This window comes from Marinoscillum sp. (assembly GCF_040222955.1).
In the GTDB taxonomy this organism is placed as follows: Bacteria; Bacteroidota; Bacteroidia; order Cytophagales; family Cyclobacteriaceae; genus Marinoscillum.
The window spans coordinates 25104-50323 of sequence record NZ_JAVKCA010000012.1 but is presented as its reverse complement, the minus strand read 5'-3'; the positions used below and the strand labels follow the sequence as shown (position 1 = coordinate 50323).

General features: G+C 47.0%; 18 protein-coding genes. 12 read left to right on the top strand and 6 right to left on the bottom strand.

The features are described from left to right. Positions 1 to 160 precede the first annotated feature (160 nt). Entirely contained in the window at positions 161 to 1606 is a 1446-nt protein-coding gene (locus tag RIH33_RS11620) for a family 16 glycosylhydrolase (protein ID WP_406652981.1), read from the top strand. A gap of 110 nt (positions 1607 to 1716) precedes the next feature. Here RIH33_RS11620 and RIH33_RS11615 read toward each other — a convergent pair whose 3' ends face one another. Next, positions 1717 to 1893 carry a hypothetical protein gene (locus RIH33_RS11615; RefSeq protein WP_406652979.1) on the bottom strand — a complete coding sequence of 59 codons (177 nt, stop codon included), beginning with the start codon at positions 1891 to 1893 and terminating at the stop codon, positions 1717 to 1719. Positions 1894 to 2055: 162 nt separating this feature from the next. On the opposite strand from RIH33_RS11615, the gene RIH33_RS11610 reads away from it, so the two are divergent. Both RIH33_RS11610 and RIH33_RS11605 read left to right on the top strand, forming a co-directional pair. Then, complete coding sequence (locus tag RIH33_RS11610) at positions 2056 to 2724, top strand: hypothetical protein (RefSeq protein ID WP_406652978.1); 669 nt, start codon at positions 2056 to 2058, stop codon at positions 2722 to 2724. Between the two features lie 214 nt (positions 2725 to 2938). Further along, positions 2939 to 4366 carry a DUF5689 domain-containing protein gene (locus RIH33_RS11605; protein WP_406652976.1) on the top strand — a complete coding sequence of 476 codons (1428 nt, stop codon included), beginning with the start codon at positions 2939 to 2941 and terminating at the stop codon, positions 4364 to 4366. 68 nt (positions 4367 to 4434) lie between these two features. On the opposite strand, the gene RIH33_RS11600 is transcribed toward RIH33_RS11605, so the two are convergent. The 4 genes from RIH33_RS11600 to RIH33_RS11585 all read right to left on the bottom strand — a co-directional run bounded on the left by RIH33_RS11600 (position 4435) and on the right by RIH33_RS11585 (position 13734). Then, on the bottom strand, positions 4435 to 6600 hold the full coding sequence (locus RIH33_RS11600; protein WP_406652974.1) for a beta-1,3-glucanase family protein: 2166 nt from the start codon (positions 6598 to 6600) through the stop codon (positions 4435 to 4437). 66 nt (positions 6601 to 6666) lie between these two features. Then, positions 6667 to 8382, bottom strand: coding sequence for a carbohydrate-binding protein (locus RIH33_RS11595; RefSeq protein WP_406652973.1), 1716 nt, complete (start codon positions 8380 to 8382; stop codon positions 6667 to 6669). A gap of 10 nt (positions 8383 to 8392) precedes the next feature. Next, on the bottom strand, positions 8393 to 10306 hold the full coding sequence (locus tag RIH33_RS11590) for a glycosyl hydrolase family 18 protein (protein WP_406652972.1): 1914 nt from the start codon (positions 10304 to 10306) through the stop codon (positions 8393 to 8395). Positions 10307 to 10791: 485 nt separating this feature from the next. Further along, positions 10792 to 13734 (bottom strand): triple tyrosine motif-containing protein, encoded by a 2943-nt coding sequence (locus tag RIH33_RS11585; protein WP_406652971.1) that lies wholly within the window; start codon positions 13732 to 13734, stop codon positions 10792 to 10794. A gap of 302 nt (positions 13735 to 14036) precedes the next feature. Between RIH33_RS11585 and RIH33_RS11580 the strand changes: the two genes are divergently transcribed. After that, the gene (locus RIH33_RS11580; RefSeq protein WP_406652970.1) at positions 14037 to 15950 is read left to right on the top strand and encodes a PAS domain-containing protein; all 1914 of its coding nucleotides are present in this window, start codon (positions 14037 to 14039) and stop codon (positions 15948 to 15950) included. 12 nt (positions 15951 to 15962) lie between these two features. Further along, on the top strand, positions 15963 to 16355 hold the full coding sequence (locus tag RIH33_RS11575; protein ID WP_406652969.1) for a response regulator: 393 nt from the start codon (positions 15963 to 15965) through the stop codon (positions 16353 to 16355). Between the two features lie 9 nt (positions 16356 to 16364). Here the strand turns inward: RIH33_RS11575 and RIH33_RS11570 are convergent, their stop codons facing one another. Further along, a complete protein-coding gene (locus tag RIH33_RS11570; RefSeq protein ID WP_406652967.1) occupies positions 16365 to 16538 on the bottom strand; it encodes a hypothetical protein in 174 nt (57 codons plus the stop codon). A gap of 322 nt (positions 16539 to 16860) precedes the next feature. Here RIH33_RS11570 and RIH33_RS11565 point away from each other — a divergent pair, with 322 nt between their 5' ends. From RIH33_RS11565 to RIH33_RS11535, 7 genes are all read left to right on the top strand, one after another. Then, the gene (locus tag RIH33_RS11565) at positions 16861 to 18504 is read left to right on the top strand and encodes a glycosyl hydrolase (RefSeq protein ID WP_406652965.1); all 1644 of its coding nucleotides are present in this window, start codon (positions 16861 to 16863) and stop codon (positions 18502 to 18504) included. A gap of 165 nt (positions 18505 to 18669) precedes the next feature. Further along, positions 18670 to 20001, top strand: a complete 1332-nt coding sequence (locus tag RIH33_RS11560; RefSeq protein ID WP_406652963.1) for an APC family permease — start codon at positions 18670 to 18672, stop codon at positions 19999 to 20001. A 128-nt stretch (positions 20002 to 20129) separates the two neighbouring features. Further along, a complete protein-coding gene (locus tag RIH33_RS11555; RefSeq protein ID WP_406652961.1) occupies positions 20130 to 20966 on the top strand; it encodes an ATP-binding cassette domain-containing protein in 837 nt (278 codons plus the stop codon). A 4-nt stretch (positions 20967 to 20970) separates the two neighbouring features. Beyond that, positions 20971 to 21732: a hypothetical protein gene (locus RIH33_RS11550; RefSeq protein ID WP_406652959.1), complete on the top strand. Its 762-nt coding sequence runs from the start codon at positions 20971 to 20973 to the stop codon at positions 21730 to 21732. 1 nt (position 21733) lies between these two features. Continuing rightward, on the top strand, positions 21734 to 22123 hold the full coding sequence (locus RIH33_RS11545) for a GntR family transcriptional regulator (RefSeq protein ID WP_406652957.1): 390 nt from the start codon (positions 21734 to 21736) through the stop codon (positions 22121 to 22123). 26 nt (positions 22124 to 22149) lie between these two features. Next, positions 22150 to 22671: a GIN domain-containing protein gene (locus RIH33_RS11540; RefSeq protein WP_406652956.1), complete on the top strand. Its 522-nt coding sequence runs from the start codon at positions 22150 to 22152 to the stop codon at positions 22669 to 22671. A gap of 140 nt (positions 22672 to 22811) precedes the next feature. After that, positions 22812 to 25214 (top strand): TonB-dependent receptor, encoded by a 2403-nt coding sequence (locus tag RIH33_RS11535; RefSeq protein ID WP_406652954.1) that lies wholly within the window; start codon positions 22812 to 22814, stop codon positions 25212 to 25214. The last annotated feature ends 6 nt before the right edge of the window (positions 25215 to 25220 follow it).

The following is a 25220-nucleotide window of genomic DNA, read 5'->3' as shown; positions in this document are numbered from 1 at the left end:
TGAATAGTCAGGTGTATTTAAAGTGTAATTCAAAATAATGCAAAAAGTAAGGTGAATTTTATATTTGGATTGAGTCTTTCATAATTGAAATCGATTTCTATTGAGGATTCAGTAATTATTATCTCAACCTAATTAATCATTCATCAACTAAACAATCACTATGTTAAAAATCAGACAATTATTAATGGTTGCCCTTATGACGCTGGTAGCGTGGGCGGCCGATGCACAGAACTGGCAGTTGGTCTGGGCAGATGAGTTTACCAATGGTATCGGGCCCGACTGGGTCTTTGAAACCGGTACCGGATCCGGGGGCTGGGGCAACAATGAGCTCCAGTATTATCGCCAGCAAAACGCCACAGTGCAAAATGGAGAACTTGTAATTACGGCGAAGAACGAAAGCTTTGGCGGGATGAACTACACCTCAGCACGAATGAAGACGCAGGGCAGGAAGTCATGGAAATATGGTAAGATAGAGGCGAGAATGCAGCTCCCGGCTTTTCAGGGGTCATGGCCCGCCTTCTGGATGCTCGGCGATAACATTACTTCTGTTGGCTGGCCATCATGTGGTGAAATAGACATCATGGAGCAGACCAATACCAGCAATACTGTACTTGGCACCATGCACTGGAATAACAACGGATACGTTCATTATGGAGGCAATACAGGGGTCAGTGTCACTGGTTACCACGTTTATTCAATCGAATGGGATGCTAACGCCATCAAATGGTTTGTGGACGGAAATCTTTATCATACAGCCAATATTCAGAATGGAGTGAATGGCACCAGTGAGTTCCATGAGAACTTCTTCATTTTGCTCAATCTTGCAGTAGGAGGAAACCTCCCTGGTAACAATGTGAACAACGGAGCACTTCCCGCCTCAGTGAAGGTGGACTATGTGCGGGTATATCAATCCACTGGAGGGGGGACCGGAGCACCGGTGGGCCAAACCATTTGGCTGAGAGGTTCCAATGGACAATACGCCTCATCTGAGAATGGCGCTACTCCAATGAACTGCAACCGAAATTCTGTACAGGGCTGGGAGCAATTTACTGTGGTAAGTGCAGGCGGAACGAAAATCGCCCTGCGTGGTAGTAATGGAAGGTATGTATCCTCTATGAATGGCCAATCGGGGATGATGTGCGACAGAACCACTGTGCAGGCCTGGGAAGCCTTCGACTGGGTGAGCAACGGTAATGGCACCATTTCCCTGCGAGGAAACAATGGATTGTATGTATCCTCAGAGAATGGCCTGTCAGCGATGATCTGTGACAGGACTACCATTCAGGGATGGGAGCAGTTCACCTGGGGAACCGGAGCAGGCGCAAGACAGGCACCTGATCAGCCTTCGGAGCTTGTAGAACCAGTTGCTTTATCTGTATTCCCAAATCCGGTGACCAATCAGGAGTTCAAAGTACGATGGGATCATCAGGTAAGTCCTGAGGTTCAATTGTCACTAATGGATGTGTCTGGAAAAACAGTTTACACGGCTGTGGCCAAAGGTGGTCAGGAAGAGGTGGTATTGCCATCACATTTGAAAAAGGGCGTGTACATTCTGGGTGTAACTTCCGAACTGGGCACGGAGACCAGAAACCTCATTATCAAGTAAGTACTAGCTATTCCAACCAAAAAACCCCGTGGTTATGGCCACGGGGTTTAATATTTCTGAGTTAACCCACTAATGGGTTAGCGAGTAGGTATGTCAACCTATTCGGCTAATTAATCTGAAATCATGGTTTTCAATGAGATGAGCTCCGTGTGAAGCTTATCTACCTTCTGTTCCAGGGTTTCTATGTCATCCAGCTTTCCTTCCTGTCTTTTCCTCAACATTTCCCTTTGGAGTTGATTCAGCTCTGATTGCAGAGCGATGAGATTCTTTTGTGATGTCAATTGCATAACGGCGGTGTTATTTTAGTGGCTATTAAATTTAAGACAAATCTGCGGCTGTTACCCCTAAAAGAACGAGTAAAACTTATCCACAATTGTGTGAGTGGCCCGTGATTTTGCCTGGGCGGGTATCTTTGACTAATTTCAATTTTTCGTCTCTTTATCCGATTTATGAAAAGATTGCCACTGAGTCTGCTTTGGATACCCATCTTCCTGGGCGGCATGGCCTGTCAGCAGGTGACTAAAAACGAGCTGTCAGGCTTGTGGGAGTTGGAGCATTTGGAAGTAGATGCCGTGCCCAGGTCTGCCAATCCCACCTTCATCGAGATTAATGCCAATAACAGCTTTGCGGTTTCCAGAGTGTCCGGTGATCAGGTAGGAATGTATCATTTTGATGCACCGGTGATTAAGTTTCGCAGTGAGGACAGATCGTGGTTTAATACCCGCTGGAAAATAAAGTACTTCAAGGAGTTCATCATTTTAAGAGGCCTGGAGGACGGGTACCGGGGTACTCAGCTGAGGTTTAAAAGAATAGAAGTGATTCCGGATTTTGCGGAATTTGAGGAGCGGGTGGTTGGTAAGTGGCATTTGTACAAAATCAGAAAAAATGGAGAAGTAGAGAAGGTGTCTGCCTCATTTCAACTGGATAGGGAGGGAAATTACAGCATGGAGGACCAGAATGGATTATTGGAAAGGGGCAGGGTGGTGATCAACACGAGGCATCGAAAACTTATTTTTGAGCATGACCAGACCCAATGGGAAATATGGTTTTACGGCGATGAGCTTCGACTGACCAATGAATTAATGGGCTTGCAATATAGCCTGCGAAGGATGCTTTGATCCCAAATGCCTGATTTGGAAAACAAAGTGAAATAATTTGGCACAGGATTTGTAAAGTCGAATGCTGTGCGCTGAATAAGTCATTTTTCACCCAGGCACTCATGGTATTAATACCGAGAGTTTTTTTAGTCCCACATCAGGCCATACATTTTTACCTGAAACAGGGATAGGGGGTCGAAGACCGGAGGCGCACAAGGTCAATTACTCAAACATCATGTTTTCAAAAATTTCTACTTTCCTTACTCTTGTCCTGGGGATGGGGGTCATAGGATGTGTTGATGAAAATGAATTCGAGCCAAGTCTCGAACCAGATTCAAAAACATCAATTGATTTCGTTGATAAAGATCTCTTTATCGAAAGTGCTGGTGATTCTCTGTCTATGGGCATTTCACTGGATCAGGCACCTGTCACCAGTGGCCAGGTAAGCATTCAACTTAGCGGTACCGCCCAATATGGAGTGGATTATACCACCACCCCGTCTGCAATGGATGGAATTATTCAACTTGGCATTCTAAAGGGCCAGCAATTTTATGAGGTTAACATTCACCGCTTATCTACCCTTGATACTACCGAAAGACTCGTAAATCTCACTTTACTAAACCCATCCGAGGCGTTCCAACTAGGTACCGAGACGGTATCCACTATGCACCTGATGAAATCAGTATCGGGAGAGCCTAATCACCCTGAGGTCGCTGTGGTTAACTTCGCCGATTCCTTTATACACCTGACCGAAGGAGAGGACTATCTGATAGAACTAACCATTGAAGGTAGTGTAGCACACACTGTTCCTTTAACTGTCAGCCTGGAGGCGACTGCTGGGCGTGCCTATGGCACTCATTTCACCACTTCTCCTGTGACAGTTTTGGGTGAAATTGATTTGGAGGTGCTTCCTGGAATGGAGTCAGTTTCTTTTTCTTTTCATTCCATCAATGATCGGCTGAAACTCGGCACTTTTGAGGTTTTGTTCAAAATTATTGACCTCCATGATGACCTGGTAATGGGGACTAACTCCTTTCTCACAGTGAGAATAGAAGAGGATGATGTTCTATCCAACGAGCTTCATTCAATTGCTGAACTGCGAGCGATGTTTGAGGAACACAATGATCAGTTCTGGCTGGGCGACGATTACTTCATCAAAGGTGTGATTACTTCTGGTACTAATGTTCAGGGTGATAATGTTGCCTACATTCAGGATAGCACGGCCGGAATCTTCCTGAGGTTTGGATCGGACCGGATGGTGTCCTTGGGCGATCATGTACAGCTAAATCTCAAAGGAGCCACAGGCGCTTTGGTCAATGGACAAAAAGGTATGCTGGATGTGAATGATCTTGTGGGGATTAAAATAGCTGAAAAGGTGTATGTACAACCGGAAACCATCACCTTTGAAGATTTGCACAGTGGCCTTTATCAGGGTAAAAAGGTAAGAATAGACCACGTTTTCTTTCCACAAGCCAATGGTACCCGTACTTTCGAGGGAAGCTGGGCACTCTCCAATGACAGCAGCGGGGCCATAGTGACTACCTATCCGGGTGCAGACTTTAGCGGAGTAGTATTGCCCTCTGGTACTTTGTCAGTTATCGGGATTGTGGGAGACTGGGGTCGCATCTTGCCTCAGACCTATGCTCAGGATATCAGGAGATAAACATATTGAATACAAACAAAAAAGCCACGAGTGTTTATACTCGTGGCTTTTTTGTTTTGGTTCAGCCTTTACTTTTTAATGATTCTTGTGGTGTAGGACCCTTTGGTTGTTTTGATGCTCAGGAGGTAATGTCCTGCCTTCAATTGAGCAATATCCATGGGCCCTTCTTTGTATTCAGTCCATCGGATCATTTGTCGTCCGGACAGGTCATGAATCACTGCTGTTTGAATCATTTCGTTTCCTGGTACTTTGACGCTCAGCAGATCCTGTACCGGGTTGGGGAATACGATCAGTTTTTCTTCAGCATTTACCTCTGTTTTGACAGCCTCGTCTGCAGCCGTTCTGGCTCCTCCGCTGCTGGTGATCTTCAGCCAATTAATGTTCCAGCCCCCTGTGATGGCTTTGATGGCGATCTGCTGCTGACCGGCACTAAGGCTCACAGTGTGTGATACTGATGTCCAGTTTTGCCAGCCGCCAGTGTTGGGAACAGACCTGGTACCATATACAGGACTGCCCCCTGCATTTTCCAACTGTATCATGCCGTTGCTGTTGGGACTGGATACCCGATATTCTACTGTATATGGGCCATTGGAAGGGATGTTTACATCCCAAACCATCCAGTCATTGGCATCTATCCACCCGACATTAAGCCCCCCTTCAGAACATGCTTCGGTCTGGGTGCCGGACTGCACAGCGGTATTTTCTGCTTCTATGGTTGTAGACCATCCCGAAGAGACCTGTGCTACTACCACAGAGCTAATGTCATCATTGAAACCCTCGTTGACCAGGCAGTTGTCACTGGCGGTTTTCACCAGTACATTTCCACCAAAATTATCGTGCTGGTACATGGTAATCTGGTAGCCACTTTGCAGTTGTAAAGATGAGATGTCATCATTGGCCACTCCCAGGGCCTGTAATTGACCCAGGGTGTAACTGCCCACATTCAGGGAGGCAGAGTAACCACCATAATCACAGTGCTGATAAAGGGTGACCACTCCGCCACCTCCACCGGTGGTTCCGTAGAAGCCCCCCACGGTAATCTTGATATTGGTAGGACTAGGTGTGTGTATGGTAGCGGATTGATCAAATACATCATCGTAGGCAAAAGCATAGGTTTGCCCATCCACACTAATGTCGGTTTGATGCCAGAATTTGGCATACCAGTTATAAGGCCAGGTTTGGTAGTACGAAGAGGTATTGCCAAAGTCCTGTAGCACGCCTGATCCCACATTCAGGTCTATCGTGTGCCGGGTGATGGCCGCTACAAATTGAGCCTGAACCACCAGGTCCCATTGAGCCCCGGAGGCCATGACCCCACTGCCTTCCATAGCTTCAATAGTGGTCGGTTTACCCGGAATGGTGGCTACCTGGCCATCTCCATCACGAGTGAATACGAACTGGTTTCCCTGCACGCTACCTCTCCAAACACCTGCCTGTCCCGAGTTGAACACAAGCTGCTGGCTGGAGTATTTGGACCAGATGGCGTCTATGTAGGATTGAAAGAAGTTGGTAGGAAAGGTACTTGTCTTGGTTGGGAAATGAATGGTTCCTTCGGAAGCATTGAGAAGACTCTGGAACTCAGAGGGGGCGGTACTTTGCCATTGGGAAATGATCTGTGCGTGGGTTTTCTGCTCACCTACTTTTTTGTAAAAGCCATTGCCCCATACTTCCAGTCCCATAGGGTACTGGTAAGAATCCACTCTTGAAGTGTTGCACCAAAGGCCAAAGTCGTTAAAGGTCAGTTCAACCAGCTCAAATTTAATCCCCTGATTGGGGTCAGTAGGGTTGGCCAGGTTGGGGGCAGCGTAGCCGCTGGGATTTCCTGAGTGGCCAAAGAAATAGAGGAAAAGCTGGCTTTCGAAGGAAATCATAATCCTACAACCTGCAATTTTCGGGATGTTGATGGTGTGGTTGGGGATTTCGCTCAGCCGACGAAAGCAATTGGCATACTTACCATCTCCCCCAGGACCCTGGTTTCCTCCGTTCACAGGCCCCTGCACTGTGTTGTCAGATTGACTCATGGGATGAACCTGTCCAGTGGCAGGATCTACCCATACATGGCCATCAGTGATTCCTACGATGGCAACAAATACCTGATTGTCCGGATAGGCCGAATTATTTTCCACAAGATATGGGAGCGTTTGTGACCAGGTGGAGAGGCTGCACAGGAGCATCACCGTGGTGGCGACAAAGAATTTGATAATCCAGTGTGATTGGTAAAATTTGGTTTTCATGATTGTGACATTTAAGGTTTATGGTTAAGTGTGGGCCGGAATTCTCCGGCCCATGGTTGGAATTGATTACTTCTTAATGAATCTCATTTTGGTGTGACTCAATGACTCTACCAGAAAGTATGAGCCGGCTTTCAAAGCGCTTACATCCACAACAGAGAGACCTTCTTCATTACTTAGGGAGCCTTGCAGCACAACCCTGCCGCTGAGATCATATATCTGATAGCTGCCCGATCCCTGAAGTCCCCTGATATTCAGGAGGCTTGAAGTGGGGTTGGGAAAAAGACTCAGGGTAATTTTTTCATTAGGTTCAGGTTTAGCGGTTTCTGTGGCTACTCTGCCACCGCCAGCACTGGTGATTTTGAGCCAATTAATGTTCCATCCACCAACCAGAGCCTTGATGGCGATCTGTTGCTGCCCACCACTCAAACTGATGGTGTGGGACACTGTGGTCCAGTTTTGCCAGCCGCCTGTATTTGGGACGGATCTCGTGCCATATACCGGGCTTCCACCAGCTTTTTCAAGTTGGATCATGCCGCTGCCATTGGGGCTGGACACTCGGTATTCCACCGTATAAGCACCGCTCGCCGGAGGGTTAACGTCCCAAACCATCCAGTCATTGGTATCTATCCAGCCTACATTCTGGCCTCCTTCTGAACATGCTTCGGTCTGCGTGCCGGATTGTACGGTCCAGTTTTCTGCTTCTATGGAGGCAGACCAGCCCGAAGAAGCCTGAGCTACGATCACTGAGCTGATATCGTCATTGAAGCCTTCGTTGACCAGGCAGTTGTCGTTGGAGGTTTTTACCAGCACATTCCCAGTGAAGTTGTCGTGCTGATACATGGTTAACTGATACCCGGACTGAACCTGGATGGATGAGATGTCATCATTGGCCACGCCGAGTGCCTGTAATTGTCCCAGGGTGTAACTACCAGGATTCAGGGAAGCAGAGTAGCCACCATAATCGCAGTGCTGGAAGAGGGTGACCACACCGCTGGGGGTACCACCGCCACTTTGGTACACTCTTACATAGTCCACATACATTTTGGCTGGAAGTGCTCCATTGTCCACGTTAAATCCGGGCCAGTTTCCACCAATGGCCATATTAAGGAGGATAAAGAAGTTGTTTTGAAACTCTGAGGTGCCATTTACCCCACCGGCAATGCTTGCTTCATGGTATAAGTTTCCATCCAGAAACCACTTGATGGCGTTGGCATCCCACTCCACAGAGTAGGTGTGGTATGCAGTTACGTTTGTGCTGGTGCTTCCGCTATAGTTGGCGTAGTTGTTATTGTGGTCCTGCCAGTGGATGGTTCCATGGGTGGCTGCTTCAGTATTTACATGCTCCATCACATCTATTTCACCACATGCTGGCCAGCCTACTGAAGTAATGTTATCGCCAAGCATCCAGAAGGCGGGCCAAACACCCTGAAAAGAAGGCATGGCAATGCGCGCTTCAATTTTTCCATATTTCCATGACTTCCTGCCCTGTGTTTTCATTCGTGCAGAGGTGTAGTTCATCCCGCCGAAACTTTCATTCCTGGCCGTGATGACGAGTTGCCCGTTTTCAACGGTTGCATTCTCCTGTCGGTAATACTGGAGTTCATTGTTGCCCCAGCCCCCGGATCCGGTACCGGTCTCAAAGACCCAGTCGGGCCCGATACCATTGGTAAATTCATCTGACCAGACCAGGTTCCAGCTTTGCCCCTGGAGAAGGGTGGAGGTGCACAGCCCGAAGACCAGCATCATGATGTTCTTAATTGATTGGTTGTGTAGGGTTTTCATAGTGATTGGTTTATTGTTTGATAAATCGCAAGACCTTTTTGGAGTTGGAGTGGCCGATGAAGTAGGCCCCTGCTTTCAATTGTCTGACATCAATTTTTGTATGATCCTCTGAGAGGTTGTAATGATTGCTGGAAATGGTTTTTCCATTGATATCATATATGGTAAAGTGCCCGATTTCTGTTGATCCCTGCACTTCCAGATAGTCAGAAGTGGGGTTGGGGAAAAGCTTCAGGTCCAGGTGATCAATTTGAGCTTTTTGGTTCTCCTGTATGGTTCGGGATCCGCTGGCGCTGGTTAGCCTGAGCCAGTTGATGTTCCAGCCACCAACTGCGGCTTTGATGGCAATCTGTTGCTGGCCTCCGGAGAGGTTGATGGTGTGTGATATGGTGGTCCAGTTTTGCCAACCTCCGGTATTTGGAACGGACCTTGTGCCGTAAACCGGACTTCCACCAGCTTTTTCAAGTTGGATCATGCCGCTGCCATTGGGGCTGGCCACTCTGTATTCCACCGTATAAGCACCGCTCACCGGAGGGTTAATGTCCCAAACCATCCAGTCATTGGTATCTATCCAGCCTACATTCTGGCCTCCTTCTGAACATGCTTCGGTCTGCGTGCCGGATTGTACGGTCCAGTTTTCTGCTTCTATGGTGGCAGACCAGCCGGAAGAAGCCTGAGCTACGATCACTGAGCTGATATCGTCATTGAAGCCTTCATTGACCAGGCAGTTGTCATTGGTTGTTTTTACCAGCACATTCCCGGTGAAGTTGTCGTGCTGATACATAGTGATCTGATAGCCACTTTGCACTTGCAGGGAAGAGATGTCATCATTGGCCACACCCAGGGCCTGTAGTTGGCCAAGGGTATAGTTGCCCACATTCAATGATGCGGAGTAGCCTCCATAATCACAGTGCTGGAATAGGGTGGCGACCCCCGATCCTCCGGTGGTTGTACCCATTTCATCTTTGATGGCTTTGAGCAGGGAGAGCTGACCTGATACGTCATGGTCCAGGGTCCAGATCATAATGCCGCCCCCCTGCGATTTAGCCAGTGCTGTTTTGGCCTTGATGGTGTTGATTCCATTGTAATAGTCCCCGTTGTAATAGTCTGAGTAGGGATCGGCCCCCTCTGCAATGAGGGTGTTGTATCCTTTCCAGCTGGGTCGGGCATAAAAAGGGACACCTATGACGGCTTTTCCTGCGGGCAAGCCCCGGTCTTTGTAGTAATTGAGGGCACTCTCTGCATAGCTGTATGGGGAGTGTCCTGCCCCGGCATCTCCATCATAAGCCATGATGTTGAGAAAATCTACATACCCAAATACCTGACTAGCAATGCCATCTGCGGCCCAGGCTGATCCATTGACTGCAGCGGTTAGTAGTTTGCCCTGGTTATGAAGAGCGGTTGACAGCTGGCCCATGAGGAGGGTGAAATTGTTATCAGGTGCCCCGTTGACAGGTTCCGGAAATTCCCAGTCAATGTCTGCGCCATCCAGGTTGTACTGACTGATGACACTGAGCACACTGTTCACGAAATTGTTTCTGGTGGAAGCTGAAGCTGCCAGGGTATTAAACCGGCTGTCATTGCCCCCTCCGTCACCCAGGTCCCAGCCACCTATGGCTATGAGGACTTTCACACCTTTGGCGTGTCCCTGACTTACAAGGCTCTGGAGTTTACCCGGGTTTTCAATCGGCTGAATTCCTCCTGAGGCGGTAGGTAGGGCAAAGGCATAGTTGATGTGGGTGAGGCGATCATAATCAATGTCATTGGCGCTCCCAAGCCAGGATGGTGTGTAGCCCACTATTTTTTGGGCGTTCACGGTTAACAATGACATCATGGTGATGAGCAGAAGTACATGCTTCACATGTTTCCATGCAATGGATTGGTGTGGGGAGGGTTGGTCTCCCCATGTGGTTGAGTTGGATTTCATAGGTTTGAATTTGGTTGGTTGATAATGGTTTTAGATCTCAGCTGCGACTTTCGCAGCGATTTCAATTAACCATTGGCGGTGGTCTGTTTGTGGCAACACCCGGATAAGGTGCGCCGCTACAAAAGGCTAAGGTCTGATGCGACTGACTGGCCGGGCAATGCAAACCAGAACCACAGCAGATCTGGGTGTTAAGAAATATGGGTACAGAATAAGGAGCGCTGACGCTTTGCTCCTGGATAAAAGAGAGAGTAGGGTTTTCATCATTGTGGGATACGTTTTGGTTAAGGGTAATGCAGTTTAGCGGGACTTTCGATTGATCCCAAAATACCGACCACTCAAAAAACTCACACAAATGCCAGACACTACGCAAAAATTACGTACCCCGGATTATTGAAAGATTTAAATTACTGATTATCAGGTTATTGTGATTTATTAATCCTACTTGGATCAAAGAGGTTGAGTGAACAATCCGGTATGTTAGTTCCTTAGAATTTGAGGATGAATTCACTAAGGTTGGTCTCGCTGCTCAGGTTGAGGTGCTTTCTGAGCCGATATCTGCAGCCTTCAATGCTGCGGATTGTGATGTTCATCATCGATGCGATTTCCTTTGAGGAAAGGTTCAGCCGGAGATAGGCGGCCAATTGAAGGTCTTTTGGGGTGATGTCAGGATACTGGCACTTGAGTCGCTCCAGAAAGTCCTCATGTACTTTGTCAAAGTGAATTTTAAACTGGCGCCAATCCAGATCGGTGTCTATGTCCTGATTGATGTGTTTGATCACCCGCTGAATCAGCTCTTTATTGGAGTCTTTTGCCTTCTTGAGCAGGCTTTCCAGGTCTTCGCGCACTTTGATCAGCACCCCGTTTTTCTGAGTAATCATCATGATGGATGCTGCCATTTCTGCATTCAGCACGTCCATTTTCGATCTTGAAATGGCGATTTCGGCCTCCAGCTTTTCATTTTTGAGCGTGATGAGTTCCTGTTCGGTGAGGAGTTTTTCAGCGTGATATTCTTCACGATTTTTCTGGAGTACATCCATTTGTGCCAGTCTTTCCTTTTTTTGGGCACTCTCAATCCTCATCCTGTATAGTTTCATCATGCCAGCTCCCAGCAGCAAAAGAACGACTACATACGCCACTTTGGCTATGGGGGTCAGGTACCAGGGAGGCAATATTTTGAAAGAATAATGACCCTCCTTACTTTCAAACCCATAGACATTGATGGCCTTGACTCTAAACGTATAATCACCCGGAGGGAGATTGGTATAGGTTTTTGAAAGTTCATGCTCCCCGGTAAACCAGCTTTTGTCAAAACCTTCCAGATAGTAGTTGAAGGTGGTTTGATCGGGCGATTCGAAATAATCACTGGAGTAGTAAAAACGGATGGAGTTTTGATCATATGGGAGTACTACAGTGCCAACATGGTCTGAAATGGGTTTTTGCTGATCGATGGGTAGCTGGCCGTAAAGCAATGAATCATTGGCTACACAGCGTACTTCAGTGATGGAGGCAAGGTAGGGTTTGGTGTAATTTCTGTTCCCGGTCCGATCGAAAAGAACTATGCCATTTTTGGTTCCAAAGAGCACAGCATCCTTACTGAGGATGTTTATGTTTTCAAATCCCGGATTGAAGCGGCCCTGCAAGTGCTGTAAGGGGGCTTTGGTGATCTCATACTTTTCATTGTCGTAAAAGTCAATAATTCCCATTTCGTCATGCATATCCTGGCCTTTGATGTACCAGACATTCCCATCATCCTCCTTTAATAAGCGAATGTGTTGGGTATTGCCCAGGATGCTCATGAAGAGCGGGTCTGCTACCATGGAGTCCAGCGCATAGTCATATTGGTAGGTACCACGCTCAGTGCCAAAAAGAATCTTGTTTCTTACCTTAAAAAGATTGACAAAAAGACTGGTGGGAAATCCCTGTTCCTTTTTGTAGAGCTTTACTTCAGTGAAGCGTTTCATCTCCTGATCCAACCGGAGCTTATAGATGCCCTTATACCCATGGGCCATCCAGATGTTATTTTTGTCATCCAGTTCTATGATTCTGCTGGTTTCATTAAACCCTTCTATTTTACGGATGTATTTCAAATCACCACCGGAGCGTTCAAACAAGTGGATGCCGTCATAGGCACCCTGGAGATAGTATTGCGGGGTGTTCTCCCGGATGGGTTTAAGATTCCATACCCCTGTAGCTTCGAAAATCCTTACCGCTGAGTTATTCTCAATCCGGTACAGCCCTTCATGCTGACACACGTAAATCTGATCATCGATCTGGTGGAGGTTCCACACCTGACCGGACAGCCCGGTGATCTGTTTGAATTGCAGGGTGGGGGCCAGCGGGTTTTCCTGATCGTTCCATGCCGTGTAGAAAACTCCGGAATTGGTGCCTACATAAAGTCGTTCATTGTGAATCAGCGTAGAAGAAACAGTCCCCTCCAACTCGTAATTGTCAGCAATCTTATAGAGCGGAATAGCGGTTTGTACGTAATCTATTCCCGTCTCAGTAGCCACCCACAAATTCCCGATGTGATCCGAACCAATGGCCAGAATGGTGTTGCTCTGCAGGCCATTGCTTTTGCTAAGCCATTGGATGGGCCTGAAGGCATCGTCTAATATGAGTAGTCCGGCGCCCACCGTGCCTACGGCCAGGTAATCATTTCGTAGCTTATACAAACATTGTATTTTATGTGTTTGCATAAAAGAGCTACTGATGTGTTTTTCAGGTACTATTTCACCATTTTCGCAGGTGAGAATGCCATGGTGCTGGGTTACCAGGTGCAGCCCTCCATGATGATTGTCAAAAATTCTGAGTACGGTATGCCGGACGTCTGTTCCATTCATGACCTTCCGGAGTCCATCGGGCTTCACTACATAGATGTTAAACAAGCGATCCTGCACCAAAATAGAATCACCAATTTTTGAGAACCCATCAATCATTGGGGTGTTTATAACCTGGATGGTATCATCATCATAGATATAAATGGCATCTCTTGCGTGAAAGTGAATGCCGGAGGATGTCTCCAGAATGGACCAGATGTCACTGAATTGCCTTGAGCCTTCCGGTACCTTGGGAAGTAGGGATATGTATCGTTTCTGGCCGGCATTGTTGGTTTTGAGGTAGCCAAATTCGTTTTGTGCGCCTACATAGATAATGCTATCCCTTCCTTTGTAGATAGACCACACCACAGTCTTGTTGGTGGGTTGTGTGATCAGGCTCCAGTCATTGCCATTATACTCCAGCAGGCCATAGTTATTACCGAAGAGCATTTTTCCCTGATCATCCTGGAGGATACTCCAGTTTTGAGCGCCGGCATGGTATTGATCATAAGTGAAATTGCGGATGTCGGGTACACCCTTATTTCCTATCTGACCATAGGCTATCTGGCTACAGATGAGCCACCATAAAAAAATCCATAGTCGTCGGTTCACCACTTATATCCTGCTGGTCAAAAAAGTGTTGTCTGATATGCATATTACAAAATTTTATCGTAATTAATTGAGGCGAACCGGCGGTTATCTTTGTTGCTTTTTACCTCATGGATGCGGTTTTTTGTTAGTTTTTGAGCCTTTTTACTCTTGATATGAAATTTAAGGTTAGGCCATTCATCTGTGTTTTCGTGTCGTTTAGAGACAGTTGGTTACTGGTTGTCGAAGTTTCTTTAACTCATGGCATAATGGAAGTGCCTTTTGATAATTAATGGGTAATTTATCAGCCAAACCAACCAGGCCACATGAATATTTCTTTGATTAATGCTGAGTTGCAGCCATTAGCCAGGGTTTTTGATCTCCTATCTAATCATCAACCAGATCAGTCGTTTGTTATTTATGAAATAAAAAAAGAGGAGCTTCGATCATTTGAGCATTTCATTGATTCGCTCCAGTTTTTGACGGCTAGAACTGTCGGGGAGAGGCGAATGATCGGAACGGGAGATGTTTTTTTGGTTCCGCAGAATGTTCCATTTTTTATGGATGGTAGGAGCATAGGGCGCAGTGATGCACCTGACTTTCCCCCTAAAGGAGGAGTTCAATCCGGAAGCGGAGATTTAACACTCGAAGAAAACGCGGCTCGAAAGAGATACCTCATGGAAGTAAGCCGTGAACTGATCTGTACCCACGAACCGGGGGGCACTTATAAGTATGTGTCTCCTTCCGTGTACAAACTTCTGGGTTACCATCCTGAGGAATTGATAGGAAAAGATCCTTATGCTTTTTTTCACCCGGACGATATAGCCCATGTGGTGAGAACATCCCATGACCTGGCATTGAAAGGACTTCAGCCTCACCACGTTCAGTATCGTTTTCTACATAAAAATGGTACCTACATTTGGCTGGATACTTATACTGAGGTTATCAAAAATGACATGGGAGCGATAAGCTCCCTGATTACGGTTTCCAGAGACATTAATGACCTAAAGGAATCCGAAATCCGGCTGAGGGAGAGTGATCAGCGGTTCCGGGCCATAGCGAACAATATTCCAGGGGTGGTGTACCTGTGCAGAAATGATGAGACCTATAGCATGCTATACCTCAATCTGGAAGTGCTGAACCTGACGGGGTATACCCCTGATGAATTCATTCAAAACCAGATCAGTTTTGTAGCCTTGTATCATCCGGACGACAAGGAAGAGATTTTTGCCAAGGTGGATGAGGCACTGGAGCATAAGGAGCCTTTCCACATTACTTACCGACTGAGAAAGAAGCATTCTGAAGAGTGGGTATGGGTAGATGAGTATGGGCAGGGAATCTATGAAGGTGACGAACTGAGGTTGATCGAAGGGGTACTACTTGACATTACCGAGCGAAAGCTTGTAGAGTATCAGCTGGAGCGCTATATGGAAAATCTGGAGCAGGTAGTGGCTGAAAGAACCCGTGAACTGAAGGTGAAGAATGAGGCTTTGCTCAGAGGGAACAGCGAATTAGAGCAAGCCCTCAGTAAGCTGAAGTCCACACAATCTCAGCTTGTTCAGTCTGAGAAAATGGCCTCATTGGGGATACTGGCCGCGGGCATTGGCCATGAGATCAATAACCCCCTGAACTTTATTAAAAATGGTTGCTCAGGGCTGATTCAGGAGCTGAGAGAGCATCCTGAATATGATGAAAATCTGCTAACACCGTTTTTGGAAATCATCGATGACGGGGTAAACAGAGCAAGTGAAATCGTGAAAAGCCTCACTCACTTTAGCCGACAGGTGAAGAGTATGGAGGAACGTTGTGTGATTCATCACATCATCGATCATTGCGTGGTGATGCTCATGTCAACCCTGAAGCATAAAGTAGAAATAGTAAAAGACTACGCATCTGAAGAACTGGTGGTCATTGGCAACGAGGGCAAGTTACATCAGGCCTTTCTGAATATTTTGGTTAATGCCGAACAGGCCATCCGGGAGCAGGGAAAAATAGTGATTCAAACGACCCGGAATGCACACGGGATCACAGTGAGCTTTCAGGATGATGGCGAGGGGATTGCTGAGGAGAACCTCTCCAGAATAGGCGACCCGTTTTTCACCACCAAGGCTCCCGGGGCCGGAACAGGCCTGGGGCTGTTTATAACCTATACCCTCATTAAAGAGTTAAATGGACAGGTGGAAGTGGAGTCCGTGTTAAAAAAAGGGTCAAAATTCACAATCACATTTCCAAATTCTTAGATTTACATAAGGATGGCAGATCATAAAAACATAACAGTCTTATATGTAGATGATGAAAAAGATAACCTCTTTGTCTTCAAGGCCAACTTTAACAGAAAGTTTGAGGTGATTACTTCCATTTCTCCCATGGAGGCGTTGGATGAGCTGAAGGTTCATCACAATCAGATCATTGTGGTGATCAGTGACATGAGAATGCCCGTGATGAATGGCCTGGAGTTCATCAAGATCGCCAAAGCCCGTTACAGCAAGATCTTTTATTGTATCCTCACCGGATATGGCCACGATGATGACATTGAACAGGCGCTGGAGGAAAACCTGATTCTGAAGTGCTTCACCAAGCCTTTTGACGCACGGGAAATAGAAGACACCATTCTTCTTGCCGCTGCCAGTCGCTTGCAGGGTTAAGGAAAACAGCTACCATTGCTCTCTGAGCTGTATGAGTTCACCATGGATCCTATCCACTTTGGTTTCCAATTTCTCTATTTCGTCAAACCGTCCTTCCTGGCGCTTTTTTAACATTTCCATTTGTAGATACCTCAGTTCGAGCTGAAGTCGGGCGGCACTTGTTTGTGTTGAAATCTGTAGCATTTGACTCTATTTAAGATTCATTCATTTTAAGGTAATCGGGATTGCCTGCAATAAGTGACCCAGACTTCCCGCTCTTTTCCAATACCTTCATTAAAATTGATGAATCAGGGATAATTTATTGCCTGCTTCTCGGCGAATGGTCCTTGTCTCCCGCCGAATGAACTTGGGCAGACGATCAACTGGTAATTTATTTGATAAGCTTAGGGAGTGAGTATGCTTTGAGTATTTATGGTGTCGCAAATGTCTATTGACGGCAGGAAGGTGGTTCGGAAAATGGAAAAATTGTTCTGTTCCATATACTTTCACCATTAAACTCCGAAGCATGAAATACCTACTGACCTTCCTGTCTCTCATCCTGATCGCAGGGGCTTTTGCTCAGAACCATCCAGATTTATCTGTATCAGAGGTAGAGGTGCAGCGAAATCAGATTGAAAAAAACGGATCTGCCCGACTCAATCGCGTGGTGGATCTCACTGGTTTTGATGTGTCAGGTGAACTCAGCACTCCCAATCCCTCCCCTGAGGCGGTTGCCCTTTATCGGTACATACAGGATATGTTCGGTAAGAAGACGTTGTCTGGCCAGATGTGGGCACCCTGGGGGATCAATGAAATTGATTATGTACGAAATGCCACAGGACTGAAGCCAGCCATTGCAGGATTTGACTACATCAATGAGCCGTCCAATTCCCTGGAGAACCAAAGAGCCATCGATTATTGGAATGATGGAGGTATTTCTACCATGATGTGGCACTGGGGCGCACCGGGCGTAGGAGAAGGGTATGAGAATAGCAAAGCGACCATAGACATTGATCAGTGCTTCATAGAAGGCACTCCGGAATACGAAGATTTCTGGGGGGATCTGAAGCGTATTGGAGACTGGTTGCAGAAGCTGGAGGATGCGAATGTTCCAGTGCTTTGGAGGCCGCTTCACGAGCTGAATGGTAACTGGTTCTGGTGGAGCAAAGGTGGCTCTGCACAGTTCAAACGATTATGGATTACCATGTATGATTATCTGGTGCACGAGCGGGAACTCAATAACCTCATATGGGTGCTCTGCTATACTGGTGATCCGAATGGCGCCTGGTTTCCCGGGGATGAGTATGTGGATATTGCCGGGGCAGATACCTACGACAATACGACCGATGCGCACCTGACCATGTTCAACGATGTGCTGGAATCCGTGGGTGGCAATAGCTATCCGGTGACTTTTCATGAAACAGGCAACCCACCAGATCCCGAAGATTGTATCCGAACAGGAGCCATGTGGTCGTGGTGGATGATCTGGCACACCGACTGGCTCACAGGAGTGGATGAGAACTACCTGCGAAACACCTATCAGAGCCACCTGGTGCTTACGCTGGACGAACTTCCGGATATCAAAAATGACTATGGATGGGCTGCAGAATGTACACCCGCCACTATTACGGCCTCCATACGGCCAGGTGAATCAGCCGACTGGTATGAAACGAATAAAATCGGGGTAGATGATGGCAGTGGAAACATCACCTTTAGAGTGGATACGGATGAAGAAGGTACCTGGAGCTGGAGTGGGTATGGCACGGCAGGTGCCGCCGACGGGTCTGAAACCGAGCGCACAGTTCCATTCAATGGATTGGGTACAGCTACCGCCACTTTTACCAATGCATGCGGAGCCATTACCACACAAACTTTTCATGTGATAGATGATGTGGTGATAAGAGGTGTATTGGCAGCGGGATCGGAGGTCGCTACGGTTTCTGTGTTTCCTTCACCTACGTCTGACATTCTGAAGGTCAGGTTCAAAAATCAGGACAGCACCTTTGGAGTACATACCAGTGTTTACAGCCAGGAGGGGCGACTTGTGATGGAAGAAAGATGCACTGGTGAAGGGACTACCCTTCATTTGGCATCGCTGAAAAGTGGGATATACCTGGTGGTAGTGGAGCAGCGGGATAGCCGATCTGTGGTCAGGGTCATCAAAGAATAGTAATCATGGGTAGGCTGGTTGACAAATGGTCTGGTCAATCGGAAAATAGTGGGCGCTGACATTGAAGTGAGGTAGGAGTACTTCCTATTAAAGGATAATTTGATTAAATAGGGCATTCAACTCGTACGAGTGCTAATCGAATGATCAACCTCTCACAGAATACAAATGTCTGAACCCGTACAGGAAAGGCGCCTGAGTCTGCTGCAAGCCACTGCCATCAATATGATCGATATGGTGGGTATTGGCCCGTTTATTACCCTTCCGATGGTCATCAGCCTCATGAATGGCCCTTATTTCTTATATGCGTGGATGGCGGGCGCAGCACTGTCTTTTATAGATGCCATGGTGTGGAGCGAGCTGGGAGCGGCCTATCCCAGGGCCGGGGGATCTTATAATTTTCTCAAAGAGACCTTTGGAAAAAGCAAATCCGGAGGATTGATGAGCTTTCTGTTTGTTTGGCAAACCATGATTCAGGCACCACTGGTTATTGCGTCAGCAGCCATCGGTTTTGCCTCCTATTTTTCCTACCTGATGCCTCTGGGGCCAGTAGGTTCCAAAGTGGTCAGTGGAGGGTTGGTTATCTGCATTGTGATTATGCTTTTCCGCAGGATTGAAGTCATTGGCAAAATCAGTGTGGTGTTGTGGGTAGCTGTGCTGGGTACTATCCTCTGGATCATCGGTGGGGGTGTGGCTCACGGAAACTTTTTACAACCTTTGATAGATATCAACAAAGACCTCAACTTCAATTATGCCTTTGTCGCTTCTATAGGTTTTGCCTCGGTGAAGAGTGTGTACAGTTACCTGGGCTACTACAATGTTTGTCATCTGGGCGGGGAAATTGTGAACCCTACCAGGAACATCCCCAGGAGTATGTTTCTTTCCATTGGAGGCATTTTCATTCTGTACATGCTCATGAATGTGAGTGTGGTGAGTGTGATTCCATGGGACATAGCCAAAGAGAGTGAGTTTGTGATCAGCTTATTTATGGAACAGCTGATGGGGCCTATGGCGGGTAAAATCGTGACAGTGCTCATTCTGCTTGTGGCGTTCTCCTCCGTATTCTCCGCTACACTTGGGTACAGCCGCATCCCTTATGCCGCAGCGGTTGACGGGGCTTTTTTCAAACCGTTTGCCAAACTGCACCCGAAGGGTAATTTCCCCTATGTGTCGGTGCTTTTTTTAGGCGGGATTGCTTTTGTATTCAGCCTCATCTTCAAATTGAGTGAGGTGATCAGTGCCATTCTGGCCATGCGCATCCTGGTGCAATTCATCGGTCAGGCGGTGGGGCTACTCATGCTACGGCAAAAACGCAAAACCTTTCCTTTCAAGATGCCTTTTTTCCCGTGGCCGGTGTATATCGCCATTGCCATGTGGTGTGTGATACTGGCATCCACAGGGTATCAAATGGTCCTGGGTGGCTTCCTTTTCGCACTGTTGGGGGTATTGGCTTACTTCATCAAACAAAGGATCAGCGCAGCTGCTTCCGAGGGAAAATAAGCGTTTCAGGTGCCTGGGGCTCCTTTATCTAAAAATTAATAAAGTTTCAGAACCATTTGTTTTTATTCCCGTTTGTCATTACTGTTGCAGTGTATTAGTTACATAGTACACTAGATTCATGCAGAGTTATGATACAGATCGATCAACTTTCATTTGGTTATTCTAAGAAAAAGCCGCTTTTTGAGCAGATAAACCTCCTGTTGCCGCCGGGCAATATTTATGGATTACTGGGCAAAAACGGGGCTGGCAAGTCCACTTTGATTAAAATGATTGCCGGGTTACTGTATCCAACCCACGGACAAATTGAGGTGGCGGGTATGCAACCCAAAGATCGGTATCCTGAATTTTTACAGGAAATCTATCTGGTGGCGGAGGAGTTCCACCTGCCGTCTATTCGGATTGACCGGTTTGTGAGGATGTACAGCCCGTTCTATCCGCGTTTTGATCACGAAAGGTTTGCAGGGTATCTGTCTGAATTTAAGCTGGCAGGTGACCAGAAGCTCTCGGCGTTGTCTTATGGTCAGAAGAAGAAGTTTTTGCTCTCCTTTGGCCTGGCTACTGACTGTAAACTGCTGATTCTGGATGAACCAACTAATGGATTGGACATTCCCTCAAAAAGTCAGTTTAGGAAAGTCGTGGCCAATGCCATCCATGAGGATCGCACCTTCATTATATCCACCCATCAGGTGCGGGATATGGAAAACCTCATTGATCCGATTATCATCCTGGATGAAGGCCAGGTGGTTTTCTTCCAGGATTACGTCAGTGTGGCGGAGAAGCTGACTTTTACCAGACAGTCTGATGCACCTGACGAAAAAGGCTTGATTTACAGCGAATCCAATTTTGGGGGACATATAGTGGTGCGGGAGCGGGGATTTGAGGAAGAGAGCCATTTGAACCTGGAACTTCTGTTCAACGCTGTAGTGAGTAGCCAGGATAAAATTCGTGCCATATTCCAGAACTGATACCATGACGACAAAGAACTTTTTTGATTTTTCAAGATTTTGGTTGCTGCTGAAGCTGGAGCTGTTCAAGAGCAGAAAGGGTGTGTTCATGACCTTTTTGATCACTTTTGGCCTGCTGTTTTTTATGGGCATGTTGCTCGGCATTGTGACTGAGCCGGATTTGAAATCATTCGATCATACTGAAAGCTATACTTACGCCCTGCTATTGGGTGGATTTATTTTGAGCAGCCTTGCCTATAGTGATCTTGGCAGCACCCTCAGGAGATACACCTTTCTGAACCTTCCGGTTTCTACTTTTGAGCGATTTCTCTCCATGTGGATTTTGACGTCAATTGTTTGGATTGTGGCATTTACGCTTACCTACACGGTGTACACCTGGGTGGCCAATTATATCGGGCAACTCCTGTTCAGCCGGGTTACTTTTCATGCATTCGACCCGCTGAGCGAAATTGCTATCACTACCATGAAGTACTATTTCGTGCTTCAGGGAATCTTTCTGGTGGGAGCTGCACATTTCAGGGGCTATGTTTTTCCGAAAACGGTGAGCGTGCTCATTGTGCTGGCATTGGTCTGTGGTACCATGGTTTACTTCATGTTGCGGGAGCCTTTTCTTTCTGAGCATGAGTGTGTGGGCATGCACTGTGAGTTGGTGGATGTCATCGGAGATCAGCCCGTCTGGGCTGTTATCAAATGGCTCTTTTGGTGGGTGTTGGCACCCATGAGCTGGTTGATTACTTATCTGGGGTTAAAGGAGCAGGAGGCGTAGCATGGATTTCAAGGACAATCAGGCGATATATCTACAGATAGCAGACTTGTTTTGTGAGAATATCCTACTGGCTAAATGGAATGCCGGTGACCGGATACCTTCTGTACGTGAGATGGCGGTAAACACCGAAGTGAATCCCAATACAGTCATGAGAACCTATAATTATTTACAGGAAAAGGGCATCATTTATAACAAGCGGGGCATCGGCTATTTTGTGGCTGACGATGGGTTTGAAAAGACCAAAGCATTACGCAAGTCCGATTTTGTGACCCAGGAGTTGCCAGAACTTTTTAAGGCCATGGACCTGCTTCAATTGACATTTGAAGACATTCATGAGTATTACCAGGATTATAAAAAGCGCGCGGAGCGATCTCTGGGTTTGAATAAATGAGTGATTGAAACTCAAAGATAAAAGACATGAAAGCAAGTAATAAAATACTTCTGACAGTGGCCGGGATATTCAGTATCCTCTTGATCATCAGCCTGATTGCTTTTCGAAAGCAGACCATGATGGTGGTAGCAGAGATTCAGGCGAAAAGCCCTTATCGAACAGTTGAGACAGGGTATTTCGATGCGCTGGAATTTACGGGCAACTGGGTGGTAAGGGTCGCGTGGGGTGTAGAACCTCAAGTACGACTGGACGTAGAGGATTCTGCTTTTCGGGCATCTGTTTTAGAGAATGTAGAGGGTACCCTTCGATTCAGCGTGAATGCCATAAGCGATACGTTATTTCAGGACACGATCAGGGTGAAAATTACAGTACCTAACCTACGAAAAATCAGCGCATCCGGCGTTGTTCTGATTGATTACTCAGATTTTGACTCTGACAGCCTGGAGGTTGTTTTGGAAGGTAGAAGTACCTTCTCAGGAACGGAAAACGTATTCGACTACACCTCTTTTGAGGTTTCCGGGGACAGCCAGATCAGACTTTCAAAATGATTGAATAGTAAACCATATAACAAAAGGAAAAAAGTAAACTAACCATTTAAACACCACCATGCCACTGGGCTTGCTTCACGGTAGGATACATACTACTGATCAGGAGGGGTTTGCCCGGTGCGTTCTAAACAATTAACAAAATGAAAAAAAATCGACTCAGGGCGATACTGGGATTACTATGTCTTGTCAGTAGCGTAATCGGCTCAGCTCAGCAACAGTATACTGTCAGCGGCTATATCAAAGATGCCAGCAATGGCGAGGCATTAATAGGCGCTACTGCATACGTTAGTGAAATTGCTAATGGTACGGTTTCCAATGCCTACGGATTCTACGCTCTAACATTACCTAAAGGAACCTACCATGTCAGTTTCAGATACATGGGCTATACGGATATACACAAAGAGATAGCACTGACCGGGGATCTCCGTCTGAACCTGGAGCTCTTTGCTGGTGAAGCACAGCTGGAGGCTGTCGTTGTGACTGGTGAGGCCGTAGATGAAAATGTCCAAAGCATTGAAATGAGTACCGCTACCATGGACATCAAATCCATAGAAAGGATGCCTGCATTTGCGGGAGAAGTGGATGTCATCAAAAGCATTCAGCTGCTTCCCGGAGTGAGTACGGTCGGCGAGGGAGCATCTGGATTCAATGTAAGAGGAGGCAGCGTGGGCCAAAACCTGGTGCTGCTGGATGAAGCTCCGGTGTATCAGTCATCACATATGTTTGGTTTTTTCTCAGTATTCAATCCCGATGCAGTCAAAGATGTGAAGCTGTACAAGGGAGGTATCCCCGCCAAATATGGAGGTCGGCTTTCATCCATTCTGGATATTCGCATGAAGGAAGGCAACAACAAGACCTATGACGTGACTGGTGGTATCGGCACTGTTTTCAGTCGCCTGGCAGTAGAAGGGCCGCTCAAGAAGGATAAGTCTTCTTTCATCATAGCTGCCCGGCGTTCGTATGCAGATGTGCTGGCCAGAACCTTTACTGATGCCCTGGAGGACGATACCGGATTGTATTTTTATGACCTCACGGCGAAGACTAACTTCAATATCAATGAGAAAAACAGGGTTTACCTGTCAGGGTACTTTGGCAGAGATGTATTCCGTTTGGATGAATTCCAGGGGTTTGACTGGGGAAACCGGACGGCCACAGTCCGATGGAATCACCTCTATGGGCGCAAGCTTTTTTCAAACATCACAGCGTTTTATAGCAACTATGACTATGGGTTTCAGCTGGGAGACAGCGAACAGGATAAGTACGACTGGAAATCAGAGATCAGTACCCTTAATTTCAAACCGGAATTTACCTGGTTTGTGAATGCATCGAATGAAATCACTTTCGGGGGGGAAGGCATCCTTTATCTGTTTGAGCCTGCCAATGCCATTACCGTGAGTGATGGAGTGACTGCTGACATCAGCCTGGATCACCGCAAGGCCCTGGAGACCTCACTTTATTTGGGCAATGACCAGCAGCTCACGGATCGCCTGACCCTGCAGTACGGACTGCGTTTCAGCAGATTTGACTATATGGGCGGTACAGCTTATCAATATGGCGATACCCTGCCAGGAATGGAAAAGCCCCTGATTGCTGTGGAAGAAAAGGGAAATTGGGAAAGCATCCAATCATTTGGTAACCTCGAGCCCCGGGCTTCATTCAGGTACCAGCTTTCTAAAGTGACCTCCGTCAAGGGTAGCTACAACAGGATGAACCAATACATACACCTGATTTCGAATACTACGGCAGCTACGCCCATAGATATCTGGCAGCCATCCAGCAATAATACCCGGCCTCAGCAGGGTGATCAGGTAGCCCTTGGATACTTCAGAAATTTTCAGTCCAATGCCTATGAAACCTCCGCAGAGGTCTATTATAAGTGGAGTAGCAACCAGATAGACTACATCGATGGGGCCGATCTTTTCATCAATGAGTTTCTGGAATCACAGTTGCTCTCCGGCAGGGGCAGAGCTTACGGGCTGGAGCTATATGCCAAAAAGAATACCGGCAAGCTCACAGGCTGGGTGAGCTACACACTTGGCAAGTCGGAGTTGAAGGTGGATGGCATCAATTATGGTTACCGCAAAGACCGGGTGGGAAGCTGGTATCCGACCAAATTTGATCAGCGACATAACCTGAAAGTGGCAGCTTTTTATGATTTGAGTAAGAAAGTATCATTCTCCGCAAACTTCAGTTTCGTTTCAGGCACGCCAACCACGTTCCCTACGGACAGGATCATGATTCAGGAGTATGTGATTCCGTACATCGATGGCAACAAGCGTAACAACTTCCGTATTCCGGCCTATCACCGGCTGGACCTGGCCGTCACCATCAACAATGTGTGGCGGGGCAAGAAGGGCCGTTCTGGTGAGGATAATCTGGTGGTTTCGGTGTACAATGTCTATGCACGAAAGAATCCATTTAGCATCTATTTTTCTCAGGGCCGTGAGCGCCAATCGGCGGAGGCACCTATTGCTACTTCCGCCAACCAGTTTTCCATGCTTGGCACTTTCATTCCTGCCATCTCTTACAATTTCAAATTTTGATAAAAC